This is a genomic window from Acidobacteriota bacterium (genome assembly GCA_038040445.1).
In the GTDB taxonomy this organism is placed as follows: Bacteria; Acidobacteriota; Blastocatellia; order UBA7656; family UBA7656; genus Onstottus_A; species Onstottus_A frigus.
Genome location: JBBPIG010000021.1, coordinates 69,558 through 81,848, shown reverse-complemented (window position 1 = coordinate 81,848; position 12,291 = coordinate 69,558). Strand labels below are relative to the sequence as shown.

Here is a 12,291-nt window from a genome sequence, read left to right as displayed (position 1 = left end):
ACTCCACTGAGCGATATCCCAGAGCCTGATATTTATAAAACTTTGGATGAGGATGTCTCCCATTGCGTCTGTGGGTTCATGATAGCAGGCTAGGAGGTCGCACACACGGATTGGTTCACAACCACCCCTTCACGCCGTTCAGGTGTCAAAACACTGCTCGGCGGTTTGTGGAGAAGTGTTATTTGAAGCGGCGACCTTGCTTAACGCTCGACGATGATTGCGAGGTTGTGGCGCAGAGCCCAGGCTGTGCTAAATGCTTGAAGCGGGAGTAGGCGCTCCCCCTTGAGCGGGTCGAGAACGCTTACTTCATACTGACTAACGGCAACGACGACCAGTGTATGAATGTCTTCGGCGCCATCAATCGGGCTGAGATCAACGAAAACGATAGGATGCTGACCTTCAGTAACGACTGTCCGCAACTCTTCGAGCGTCAGCGTGTGTTTGACGGTTCCAGCGAAACCCAATTGCCGCGCGGCATCAACCGCCAGAAGCGCGTCAGTGCCATAAGGGGTGCAATCGCATTGCTCGCGCAAGTCAGCTTCGGCGATGTCTACGCCGAAGCTTCCAAAAACCATTCGCAGACAAGCCGGCACGCACGAGTAGCGAGTTTCCTGCTTATGGAACAGGGGCTTCGATGGCATCACGATTCTCTTCGTAAAGCTTGCGAGCGGCGGCTTTCATCTCCTCCAGCGGAGTGTATGAAACGATTTCCTCCGAGGTGGCGCTCACTAGAATCTCGCCGGTCTGACCGACAGGGCCGATGATGGGATAAGCGAGCCGCACCGGTACGCGCCACACCCTGGCGGCGGCATCAAGCGTCGGACTGCTTGCGAGAAAACGATCCGGCAGATTATCGCTCAAGAAAAGATTTGCCGCCGCTTGGGCTTCCAGTGCAGTGATCGTCGCAACCAGGTTGGTGGCCATAACGGGTTTATCATAACACCGCTTGCAAACACTTTCGAACCCGAAGCTCGTTCGCTACCGATGGTTCGAAGAAGGTGGTATAACACCTAGCGCAGAATGATCGGCGAAATCCTCTCTCACTATCGAATCATTTCCAAGATCGGCGCGGGCGGAATGGGCGAAGTTTATCTGGCAGAAGACACGCGCCTCGACCGCAAGGTCGCGGTCAAAGTCCTGCCCGCTGGTTTTACCCGAGACGCCTCGCGCGTGCGGCGTTTCGAGCAGGAAGCGCGAGCGGCTTCCGCCCTGAACCATCCCAACATCGTCACAATTCACGAAATCGGCGAGGCGGATGTCGGGTGCTTCATAGTCCTCGAATACATTCAAGGCCGTACCCTCAGAAATCTCATCGATGAGCAACAGTCCTTCCAATCTCTCGCCCCGATCGGCCGGCAGATTGCCCAGGCGCTTGCCGTCGCGCACCAGGCAGGAATCACTCACCGAGACATCAAGCCGGAAAACATCATGGTGCGAGACGATGGCTATGTGAAGGTGCTGGACTTCGGCCTGGCCAGGCTCAGCTCTGCGAATGTTTCCAGCGAATCAACCGCCGAAACGGCGATTCACACAAAGCCCGGTTCGTTAGTAGGCACCGTGGCCTACATGTCGCCTGAGCAAGTCAGGGGGGATACGGTCGGACCCGCGTCGGATATTTTTTCTCTGGGCGTTGTCTTCTACGAAATGGTAACCAGGCAAAAGCCTTTCAGCGGCGACTCCGAGGTCAGCGTGTTGCACGCGATTGTTTATGACGATCTGCTATCTCCTTCGGTCATAAACCCTGAGGCGCCTCCTCCGCTCGAGTCACTCATCCTCGGAATGCTGGATAAGGATCCACGCGCTCGCCCGAGCGCGGCCGAAGTCGCCGCGGCATTGACCGTCGATGAGCAGGGGGGCTCTTTCACATCAAGCGTCGCCGCCGTGCCCTCGGTCGTCCCATTGACTGCCCGCAACACGGTCGGCAGACAGGTGGAGCGCGAAAAGTTGCGCACCGCGTTCCGCTCGGCAGGCGAAGGGCGCGGGCTGATGCTTTGCATCACTGGCGAAGCCGGACTTGGTAAGACCACGCTCGTTGAGGATTTTCTTGCTGAGGTCCTGAAGGCTAATCCGGCGTGTCAGATCGCGCGCGGGCGAAGCTCGGAGCGACTGGCCGGAGCCGAGGCGTACATGCCGTTTCTCGAAGCGCTCGACAACCTGGTGCGGAGCTCTCCGGGTCAGTACCTCAGGCGCGCGATGAGGGTGATTGCTCCCTGTTGGTACATCCAGCTTGCGAGTTCGGATTCTTCCGCTGATCGCGTCTTAGCGGAATCGGCCGCCGTGTCGCAGGAGAGAATGAAACGCGAGCTCGGGGCATTTCTGCAGGAGGCTTCAAACAGAAGCCCGCTGGTGTTGTTCTTCGATGACTTGCACTGGGCGGACGCCTCGACCATTGACATCATCGCCTACCTTGCCACAAAGCTTGACGCGATGCAGTTGTTGATTGTCGCGGCATATCGCGCGTCGGAGATGGTGCTAGAGAAGCACCCGTTCCTGAGTCTGAAACTGGATATGCAAGGACGCGGCCTATGTCAGGAGCTGCCGCTCGAGTTCTTGACGCACGACGACGTCGAACGGTTTCTGGCGTTGGAGTTTCCTCGACATCGTTTTCCGAAGGAGTTCGCCTCGCTCATCTACACCAAGACGGAAGGCAGCCCGCTTTTTATGGCGGATGTCGTGCGTTACCTGCGCGACAGAAAAGTAATCGGCGAGGAGGCAGGGAGCTGGACGCTTGTGCAGACGGTGCCCGAGATTGAGAACGACTTGCCGGAAACCGTCCGCAGCATGATACAGCGCAAGATTGCTCAACTGAGCGACGAAGACCGCCGCTTGTTGATTGCCGCCAGCGCGCAAGGATACAACTTTGATTCAGCGGTTGTCGCGCAAGCGCTGACGATCGACGCCGCCGAGGTTGAAGAGCGTCTCCAATCGCTCGACACGGCCTATCGCTTCGTGAAGTATCGCAAGGAGGACGAGTTCCCCGATCACACGCTAACGCTGAGGTACCGTTTCGTGCACGTGCTCTATCAGAACGCGCTCTACGCGACGCTCACGCCGAGCCGCCGCGCATCGCTGAGCGCTTCGATCGCGCAGGCGTTGCTTCGGTTTTATGGCAGGGAGAGTGCGGCGGCAGCCTCCGAACTCGCTTTTCTTTTTGAGGCGGCGCGCGATTGGTCGCAGGCGTCGGACTATTTCTTGAAGGCGGCTCGCAATGCCGTTCGCATCTTTGCGAATCAGGAAGCAATCGCGCTCTGCCGGCGCGGCCAGCAAATGACCCGTAGATTGCCGGAGTCTGCTGAACAGACGGGTCGAGAGTTCAAACTTGAGTTCACGATGGGTTCCTCATTGATGACCGCGAAGGGGTTTGCGGCCACCGAAACGCTGAACAGCTTCTTGCGGGCGCGGGAGCTCTGCGAGCAGTTGGGCGATAACACTCAGCTCTTTCGCGTTCTCTTTGGACTCTCGATCATTCTGGTCGTGCGCGGCGAGTACGAGAAAGGCCGCGACTTTGCACAAGAGTGCTTGCGCCTGGCAGAGACGACCGGCGATGCGGCTATGATGGTGCAAGCCCATTGGGGGCTGGGCTTATGCTTTCAGTATCTCGGAGAGTTCACCAGCTCACGCGAACATTTCGAGGCGAGCCTCGCGCTCTATGACCCTCAGCGACACGCAGTGCACAACGTCTTCCTTTACGGTGCGATTACCAATCGCGCGCATCTTGGCCGTGTACTATGGTATTTGGGATATGCCGACCAGGCGCAAGCGATGACCCGGGAAGCCCTGAGCATCGCTGAGCAGATGAGTCATCCGGTGGGCATCTGTCAGACGCTCTCGACAACTATCGCGCTCGAAGCGTTTCATCGCAATGCCGAGCGAGTCGTTGAAATGATCGAGAAGATGCTCTTCCACGCGGATGAGCATGGGCTGCCCCACTACAGAGCGATGGGCGAGATCATGCTGGGCTGGGCGCGAGCAACGCAGGGACAGGCGGAAGAGGGTTTCGCCGCAATGCGACAAGGGCTGGCGGCCTGTCGCAATCTTGAGATCGAACAACGGCGTGCCAGTTATCTGGTCCTGATGGCTGAAGCGTTGTGCCTGGCGGGCCGGCCGGAAGAAGCGCTGCGCGCTCTGGATGAAGCGGTTGAGACCATCAACATCACCAGCGAGCGCTTTCACGAAGCAGAGTTGTATCGCATCAAAGGCGAGGCGCTGTTAAGCATACACACGTCACAAAACGGAAGCGACAACGCAGAACATCCAGGCCTTCAATCACAAGCTGAGGCCTGTTTTCGGGAAGCCATACAAGTTGCTCGACGGCAAAGCGCCAAAGCGTTCGAGTTGAGAGCCGCCATGGGACTAGCGAAATTGTGGAATCGGCAGAACAGGCGACAGGAAGCCCGTGATCTCTTGGCTGAGATCTACGGCCGATTCACCGAAGGGTTCTCTACCGGTGATCTAAAAGACGCAAGGGTGTTACTGAACGAACTCAAGGAGTGATGCTGTCGACGCGGTTGCCAAGATCTCTAGGTGCTTGGTGAACGAGATGAAGCCATCGCCGAGCTTGCAAAAGCCTATCAGGAGCGCGACTGGTTTTGCCGCGGCTGAACGGTGACTCGTCATACGACCCTATTCGCGACGACTCGCGTTTTAAGGACCTGATAGGATACCGGTTCACATGAGAAGCCCCCAAGCGATTGTCCCAACTATTACAATCCCAACCGCAAGCTTGCGCTGCTGACGAATCGTCAGAAGTTCTGCAAGGTGTGCTCGAACAAGCTTCGCCGGACGCACCCCGAGGAGTTTAAGGCGATGAACGCCATCCTGGCCGCCTTCGAGTAGGAGACTCAGGCTTTGGCCTGGCAGCGCTTGTTAAAAGTACTACCCGGCTTGAACTCCATGCTGCTCCATACGACGCACTTTCCTTAGTGCGTTACGGCTTCGCGGCATTCTTTACAGCCTTGCCGGTCTTCTTAGCGGCCATTCCGGAGCCTTTGCCGAAGTGTTTGCCGGCGCGGTACATGTGTTTGCCAAAATGCTTGCCGCCACGCGCGACGCGGCCCCGCTTCACATTCCCGCCGAGACTCTTGCCCGCTGCCTTTACCTCGCTACCGCTCTTTTTCATCTCACCCTTGATGGATGAATTGCGGTTGGTGTTGGTCTGCTGAGTGAGAGCCTGCGACGGTTCACAGGCGAAAATAACCAACGCCGCCACCGTCAAAGTTAGGTTCGCTATCCTGTATTTCATATTTCGCTCCCTTTCGAGACATCTGGTATTCGGCCGCCGACGCGATTGGAAGAACGCACTACCCCTTCCGTTTCTGATCGCCTCGGTCGCCCTGACCGGCCGGAACTTCCTTCTTCGCGTCGTGTCGAACGTCCTGGCCAAGCGATCGTCCGACATCAACGACTTCATCAAACTGGCCTTTCTCGTCGCGCCTCACGTAGCGCTTGTTCGTGCCTGTATCGATCAATTCCCGCTTGCTCGTTCTGGCTTTTGCTGCCATGACACCCTCCGGTGAGATTGTATGTTTCGAATGCAGTCGGGGGATGCACTGTCTTCCTTCGGGACAGACAGTACCCGCCCGACGCGACACGTTGGTGACCTGCAAATCGCAATCCAGTACCAGGCTCTTTCGGCTCATTTCTCTACTTGCTCTTGTTTTTGAGCAGACGAAGCAGCGCTTTTTCCGCTTTATGGAGTTGCTTTCCGCGATGACCTATCAGGTCTTCGAGAGACTCAAAGTACTGGTCGATTACCTCTCCGCGATCGAACCGGTTCAGGACCTCCGGACAAATATAGGCTGACCGGCAAACTGCTGGAGTGTTGCCGAGAACTTCTGCAGTCTCCTTGATCGCCTTGATTACTTTTCTCTTCCTTGAAGGTGCGGTTTCTTTGACCTCTGCGCCCGCTCGGGCAAGCGCGCAAGCACAGATCAAAGTTCCGGCCCAGGTGCGAAAATCCTTTGAGGTGAAACGCTCGCCCATCACCTCCTTGATGTAGCCGTTGATATTTCTGCGCCTGACGTCAACCAGGCCTCCATCTTCGTTTTGATACTTGAACACTTCCGGCGCGGGCAGCTTCAGAAGCTCGCGCACGACTCTGGCGACCGCGCGATCCCTCAGCTCTCTGTGCTGAATTACCTTGCTCTTTCCCGGAAAATTGAATTCGATAACGTCACCTCGTACGCTAACGTGTTTTGGCCGAAGCGTGGCTAACCCGTAGCTGCCGTTCTCGTTGACATAGACCTGGCTGCCAGCCCGCATGAAGCACGTCCCGAGGATTCGCATTATGCAAGCCATCACGCGTTCGCGCCCCAGATCTCTCTTTCGCAGATTCCGGCTGACGGCTCTTCTCATTTTCGGGACCGCTTCTGCGAACACCAGCAGTCGGTTGAACTTTTTCCGCTCGCGTTTCTTGATGTGCTGATCGTGATAGATATATTGCCAGCGCCCTGCGGCGTCTTTTCCCAGGGCTTGCAACATCCCGCCAGCGGCTCGATTGATCGCGACATCGGTCCACGCCGGTGGGATTTTGAGGGCCTCGATTCTGGCGAGATCGGCGCGACTGACGTTGCCCCCATCGGCGGCGATATAACGAAAACGTTTCTTCGTGCCGAGCCGCTTGATCCCGCTCTGCTGCAGTCTTTCGAGTTGAGTCACGTCTTCAAGAGATCAATTGGCATACCACGAGTTCTCACCAGAGGAAAGGGCATGGAGTTCAGGCTTCAGCCTGGTCTTTTCCTCGGTGAATCAAAACCCAGGCTAAAGCCTGAACCCCATGCCCTTACGGTTTTACCGATTTTTGGAAAGGTTTCGCCCCGAGCGTGTTCAAGACTTCGGGCCGTCTGACTCCTGCGCGACGGGCGAGGCCGATGCCGAATTTCAGGTTCTCCAGATCCGAGACAGAGTGGGCGTCAGTCGAAATAACAAACTTGATGTGTCGCTTGCGCGCCTCTCTTGTCCAGCGCGGCTCCATTTCCAGCCTATGGGGACTGCCGCTGATCTCGATTGCTGCGCCCGATTCAGCAATCACATCCAGGATCTCTTCGACTCGGCAGGAGATCGGCGGCCGGCGCTGCAGCAGCCGGCCTAATGGGTGTCCCCATACTTTGAAGAAAGGGTTTTTCATCGCCTTGATGACGCGCTTTGTCATTTCGTCTTCGTCGAGCTTGTAGCGATTGTGGATGCTGGCGATGATGACGTCGAATTGTTCTAGAATCCGGTCTGGATAATCGAGTCCGCCGTCGCGAAGTATGTCGGATTCAGTTCCTCGAAGCAGCTTGATCAATACATTATCCTGCACCCGGCTGATCTCGTCCCATTGCCTTTTCAGCCTATCGACCGTCAGACCGCCGGCGTAATGAGCCGTCGGCGAATGATCGGTGATAGTCATGTACTTCATGCCCATGCCTTCCGCCGCCCGCGCCATCTCCTCGACGGTGTTCCGGCCGTCGGAGTAGGTCGTATGGCAGTGGACCATGCCCTTGATGTCTTCGAGCGTGATCAAGTCGTCCGGAATCGAGTGAGCGAGCGCGGCTGAAAATTCACCTTCGTCTTCGCGCAGCTCGGGCGGCACGTACTGCATATCCAGATGCCGATAGATATCGGGTTCACTTTCAAGTCTCAGAGCCTTGTGCGTACGGATCACCTTCATTTTCGTAGGAGTCAGTTTGATCCCTTTTCCTTCTGCAATACCTTCAAGCCTTTTCAGATGAGCTTTCGAGCCGGTTTCGTGATGAAGCAAATTCCAATACTCGTCGGGGTTAGCCACTGAGAAGAAAATCTTGACGCCTTCAATCAGCCTCACCGCGGCCGCGCTTTTGGTTTGACTGTCAATCTGTGCGATCAACGGAAACCGAAGAAAGTCCTTGACCAAAGTTTCGGCCTTCCCGGAGGTGCTGGCGGTAATACGAATTGTGGATGCAGTTTCCTTCCATCGCCGGGGCGAGCCGGCGAGATCGATGCGCACCAGATCCGACGAATCTCGCATATGGTCGATGACCATGTCGCCGATTCTCAACGCGTGGATCAGCAAGATTCGATTATCGCGATTTTCGTGACGTGATATCTGTTCGAGGAGAGCGCTTTCTGTCTTCGCTCCGAATCCCGGCGCTTTGCGGAGCTTGCCCGCTTCAATTGCCGCTTTCAGTTGATCGATGCTGCTGATACCCAGGGCTTCGTTTAGTTGCTTGATCTTCTTTACGGTTAGACCAGTAATTTGAGAAAGCTCCCGGGCGCCGGGTGATTGTTCCGCGCGCAGTTTCTCGAGTAGCGACGATCGACCGGTGGAATAAAGCTCTTCGATCACGCCCGCGAGTGATTGGCCGATGCCGTTGATCTCGGTCAGGCGCTTTTGTTCGACGAGCGTTGGAAAATCGCTATCGATCTCGGCAACCGCCTGCGCCGCTTTAGCGTAAGCTCGCGATCGAAACTGATCCCCGCTGTTGAGCCGAAGCAGCGAGCCGATCTCTTGAAGCGCGGCTGCGATCGCAGACTTGTTCATCCCGGGAGGTGCTTGATTCTTTTTCATGCCCGCGTGCTCCGCTGTTCGCGATATTGTTCGCGACATCCAAACTGCAAGAAATATATTGAGACCGTGTCAAAACCCTCAACTTGAAGTTGGTGGTCTTGACACAGTCGCTACCACTCGCGGTACTGACACTGCGAAGACTAGCAAGCGACGGTTACGCTTAACCAGTAGCGACCGGAGGGTAGTGTCCTAATCTTGTGTTGGTCGACTAGGACACTATCAAGCGACCGCGTATTTGGACTGCGGTGGCGTCTTTGCGTTGCCACCGCTTTCTGTCGTTTCGTGGGCGATAACCAAAAGCGGCGGCAACGCACAAAGGCCGCCGCGGTCCAAATATTCCGTCGCCGTAATCGGGTCGTGCGCCAGGCCAGCTGCAATATCAACACAAGATTAGGAACTACTTAGCGACTGGAGAATATCGATCTTTTTCTGGTATAGAAGAACATCATGAAAGTAAGGGCCGTCTGCTCGCTGATCTTCTGTCTGTCTCTGGCTTTGTCGCCATTCTCCGTCGCGGGCCAAACGCACAGGGGTTCGATTCGTGGCACGCTCACTGACAGCTCGCAAACAGCACTGTCGAACGTCGCTATTAGAATTGTCCAAATTGAAACCAACGAATCGCGAGTCGCGAGAAGCGGCGATCAAGGTGAATTCACGCTAGCGTTGCTGCCGCCTGGCCCCTACCGAGTTGAAGTCGAACAGACCGGTTATAAAAAGCACTCTCGTCTCGTCACGCTCCAGGTCAATCAGGAACTAAGGCTGGACATATCGCTTGAAGTTGGTCGCATAAGCGAGGAGATCGTAGTCACCGCGCCGGAGGTCCAGCTCAGAAAAGACTCTTCGGCGATTGGAACGGTCCTCGAGAACCGCCAAATCACCGGACTGCCGCTCGAGCTGCTGCTCGATGGGCGAAACCTCCTGGAACTCGGCCTGCTCGTGCCGGGTGCGGTTCCCGCGGCTCAAGGTTCAGCAAGCTCCGTTCGGGGTGACTTAGCCTTTAATGTCAACGGGGCGCGCGAGGACTCGAACAGTTTCCTTCTCGACGGAGTCTACAATATAGACCCCAAGCTCAATTCCGTTGGCGTGAATCCTCCAGTCGATGCCATTCGGGAATTCGAGTTGCTGACAAGCACGTACGACGCTTCGTTTGGCAGAAACGCCGGCGCGCAAGTGAACGTCGTTCTCAAGTCCGGCTCCAATTCGCTCCACGGCGCCGTCTACGAGTTCTTTCGCAATGGCGCTCTCGATGCGCGCAACTTCTTCGTGCCCGCCGATGAGAAAGCTCCTAAGTATCAGCGGAACCAGTTTGGCTTTGCGCTGGGTGGTCCCGTGGTCAGGAGCCGAACGTTCTTCTTTGCCGACTACGAAGGCTCGCGGGCGCGCGAGGGAATTACCCGGGTCACCAATGTGCCGACTCTTGCGGAACGCAAAGGCGACTTCTCCCAGACGCTTTTTCGCGCGCCGATCAATCCCTTCACTCAGCAGCCGTTTCCTGGAAACAAGATCCCAGACCTTTTCATCAACCCGATAGGCAAGGCAATCGCCGCGTTGTATCCGGCGCCCAATCGCAACGTACCGTTTGCGAACTTCGTCTCATCTCCAACTCTGCGGAATCGCAACGATCACTTTGACGTGCGGCTGGATCATTCGCTCGGCAGATCGTCTGCGCTCGCAGCGCGGTACAGCTTTTCCGACAGAGACCTATTCGAGCCGTTCACCGGACCAGGCTTCCCCGCCGTTCCGGGGTTTGGCGATAACGTTCCTCGAAGGGCTCAGAACTTCATGATCGGCGAGACGCACATCTTTTCGGCAGCGTTGGTCAATGAGGCGCGCTTTGCGTTTAGCCGCGTGGCCGCAGCGGTGCTTCAGGAGAACAGCGGGACGAGCATCAACAAGCAGGTCGGCTTGCCGGAGCTATCAAAGAACCCGAGAGACTTCGGCCTGAGCTTCATAACGATCTCGGGCTTCTCGCCGCTCGGCGATGAATACAACAATCCGCAGCAGAGCGTCACCAACATGTTCCAGGTTCTGGATGGCGCAAGTTACGCTCGCGGCAAGCACCTGTTGAAGTTCGGATTCGATTTTCGAGCCGTTCAGCAGAATGCGTTTCGCGACATTCAATCGCGCGGGTTCCTGACCTTCTCCAGTCAGGTCCCTATCACCGGCAATGCGCTCGCCGATTTGTTGCTTGGTCTGCCTGCGCTCACCGGAGGAGCCCGGCTGGACAATCACCAGCACCTGCGCACCGAGAGCTACGGTTTCTATGTAAATGACAGCTTCAGGGTGAGACCAAAACTTACCATCTCGGCCGGCTTGCGATACGAGTACAACTCGCCGCCGGTAGATGCCTTCGACCGCGCGAATCTTTACGATCCAGCGACGCGGACGCTCACGCCGGTTGGGACCAACGGTATTCCGCGAAGCGGCTACGAGGCCGACAGAAACAACTGGGCGCCGCGCGTGGGACTGGCGTGGACAATGGGAAGCAAGGGTGCCACCGTATTGCGGGCAGGCTATGGCGTGTACTACGACCAGTCGTCGCTTGCGCCCAGTGAGGGACTGTACTTCAACTCGCCTTTCTTTGATTTCAATCTCTTCTTCTCGCTGCCGGGTTTGCCGTTGACGCTCGACAATCCGTTCCCGAGCTTTTTCCCATTTCCGTTGCCTCACTCGGCATTCGGGTTTCAACGTGATTTGCGCACCCCGTACATGCAGCACTGGAACGCCAGCTTGCAGCAAGAGTTGGGAAAGAGTCGCGTCCTCGAAGTGGCTTATGTTGCAAGCAAGGGGACGAAGCTGATAACTGCCCGCGACATAAATCAACCGCGGCCAAGCCCGGTGTCACCCAATCTGCGCCCGAATCCCCAGTTCGACGACATCACGTTTGAAGAGTCGAGCGCGAACTCGAGCTACAACAGCCTGCAGGTGAGGTTTCAACAGAGGCTCGACTTCGGGCTTTCGGTGCTGAGTTCGTACACGTGGTCGAAATCGATCGACAACGCATCGAGCTTTTTTTCGAGCGCGGGCGACCCGAACTTTCCGCAGGACAGCTTCAACACGGCCGGCGAGCGAGGCCGCTCGAACTTCGACGTGAGGCACCGGCTCTCGCTGAGTTACGGCTACGACTTTCCTTGTGGGAAAGGACGGACGTTTCTTGAGAATAGTGGATTGCTGTCCGCGCTTCTCACTGGCTGGCAGACCTTTGGGATAGTGACTCTGCAGAGCGGCCGTCCTTTCACAGTTGCGCTGCTCTCTGACATCGATAACAGCAACACTGGGCGGTCGACGCTTGGGTTTGGCGCTAACGATCGTCCCAACGTCGTTGGCAAGGCCGAGCTTTCGGATCGCACGCCGGATCGGTGGTTCAACACATCGGCGTTTGCGTTCCCGCCCTTCGGGAGCTTCGGGAATGCGGGGAGAAACATACTCGATGGTCCGAGCTTCGCGAACTTCAACGCGTCGTTGATGAAGACGACAAAGTTGCGGGAAGGACTCGATCTGCAGTTCCGCGCCGAAGCTTTCAATCTATTCAATCATCCGAACTTCAACTTGCCGGATAACTTTCTTGGCTCACCGACCTTCGGGAGGATCTTGTCGGCTCAAAGCCCGAGGCATATTCAGTTCGGGTTGAAGCTGTTGTTTTGAGCTTACTCCTAATCTGGGATTTGAAAGTCTTATCATTAGTGAAGTGACCGAATCGGCGGGTCTGCGTTCGAGAAGTGACGGATGGAACCCCGATTGTAATGAATCAAAGCACGCTGAAT

Annotated in this window: 8 protein-coding genes; 2 read left to right on the top strand and 6 right to left on the bottom strand. The window is 56.4% G+C overall.

Features of this window, described 5'->3' with window-relative positions; all coding sequences use genetic code 11:
* Positions 1-200 precede the first annotated feature (200 nt).
* Both AABO57_20885 and AABO57_20880 read right to left on the bottom strand, forming a co-directional pair.
* Positions 201-641, bottom strand: a complete 441-nt coding sequence (locus AABO57_20885) for a cysteine peptidase family C39 domain-containing protein (GenBank protein MEK6288183.1) — start codon at positions 639-641, stop codon at positions 201-203.
* The gene (locus tag AABO57_20880) at positions 616-924 is read right to left on the bottom strand and encodes a hypothetical protein (protein MEK6288182.1); all 309 of its coding nucleotides are present in this window, start codon (positions 922-924) and stop codon (positions 616-618) included. Before AABO57_20880 ends, AABO57_20885 begins: the two co-directional genes overlap by 26 nt.
* A 96-nt stretch (positions 925-1,020) precedes the next feature.
* Between AABO57_20880 and AABO57_20875 the strand changes: the two genes are divergently transcribed.
* Entirely contained in the window at positions 1,021-4,494 is a 3,474-nt protein-coding gene (locus AABO57_20875; GenBank protein MEK6288181.1) for a protein kinase, read from the top strand.
* A gap of 433 nt (positions 4,495-4,927) precedes the next feature.
* On the opposite strand, the gene AABO57_20870 is transcribed toward AABO57_20875, so the two are convergent.
* The 4 genes from AABO57_20870 to AABO57_20855 form a co-directional block, all read right to left on the bottom strand.
* Complete coding sequence (locus AABO57_20870; GenBank protein MEK6288180.1) at positions 4,928-5,242, bottom strand: hypothetical protein; 315 nt, start codon at positions 5,240-5,242, stop codon at positions 4,928-4,930.
* Positions 5,243-5,300: 58 nt separating this feature from the next.
* A complete protein-coding gene (locus tag AABO57_20865) occupies positions 5,301-5,501 on the bottom strand; it encodes a hypothetical protein (GenBank protein ID MEK6288179.1) in 201 nt (66 codons plus the stop codon).
* A 142-nt stretch (positions 5,502-5,643) separates the two neighbouring features.
* Positions 5,644-6,657, bottom strand: coding sequence for a DNA topoisomerase IB (locus AABO57_20860; GenBank protein MEK6288178.1), 1,014 nt, complete (start codon positions 6,655-6,657; stop codon positions 5,644-5,646).
* Between the two features lie 124 nt (positions 6,658-6,781).
* Complete coding sequence (locus AABO57_20855) at positions 6,782-8,527, bottom strand: PHP domain-containing protein (protein ID MEK6288177.1); 1,746 nt, start codon at positions 8,525-8,527, stop codon at positions 6,782-6,784.
* Between the two features lie 447 nt (positions 8,528-8,974).
* Here AABO57_20855 and AABO57_20850 point away from each other — a divergent pair, with 447 nt between their 5' ends.
* Positions 8,975-12,172: a TonB-dependent receptor gene (locus AABO57_20850; protein ID MEK6288176.1), complete on the top strand. Its 3,198-nt coding sequence runs from the start codon at positions 8,975-8,977 to the stop codon at positions 12,170-12,172.
* Positions 12,173-12,291: the final 119 nt, after the last annotated feature.

What these genes read in the sequence shown, in the direction of transcription:
- AABO57_20885 (MEK6288183.1), bottom strand. Translation starts at nt 641, where the DNA reads ATGCCATCGAAGCCCCTGTTCCATAAGCAGGAAACTCGCTACTCGTGC.
- AABO57_20880 (MEK6288182.1), bottom strand. Translation starts at nt 924, where the DNA reads ATGGCCACCAACCTGGTTGCGACGATCACTGCACTGGAAGCCCAAGCG.
- AABO57_20875 (MEK6288181.1), top strand. Translation starts at nt 1,021, where the DNA reads ATGATCGGCGAAATCCTCTCTCACTATCGAATCATTTCCAAGATCGGC.
- AABO57_20870 (MEK6288180.1), bottom strand. Translation starts at nt 5,242, where the DNA reads ATGAAATACAGGATAGCGAACCTAACTTTGACGGTGGCGGCGTTGGTT.
- AABO57_20865 (MEK6288179.1), bottom strand. Translation starts at nt 5,501, where the DNA reads ATGGCAGCAAAAGCCAGAACGAGCAAGCGGGAATTGATCGATACAGGC.
- AABO57_20855 (MEK6288177.1), bottom strand. Translation starts at nt 8,527, where the DNA reads ATGAAAAAGAATCAAGCACCTCCCGGGATGAACAAGTCTGCGATCGCA.
- AABO57_20850 (MEK6288176.1), top strand. Translation starts at nt 8,975, where the DNA reads ATGAAAGTAAGGGCCGTCTGCTCGCTGATCTTCTGTCTGTCTCTGGCT.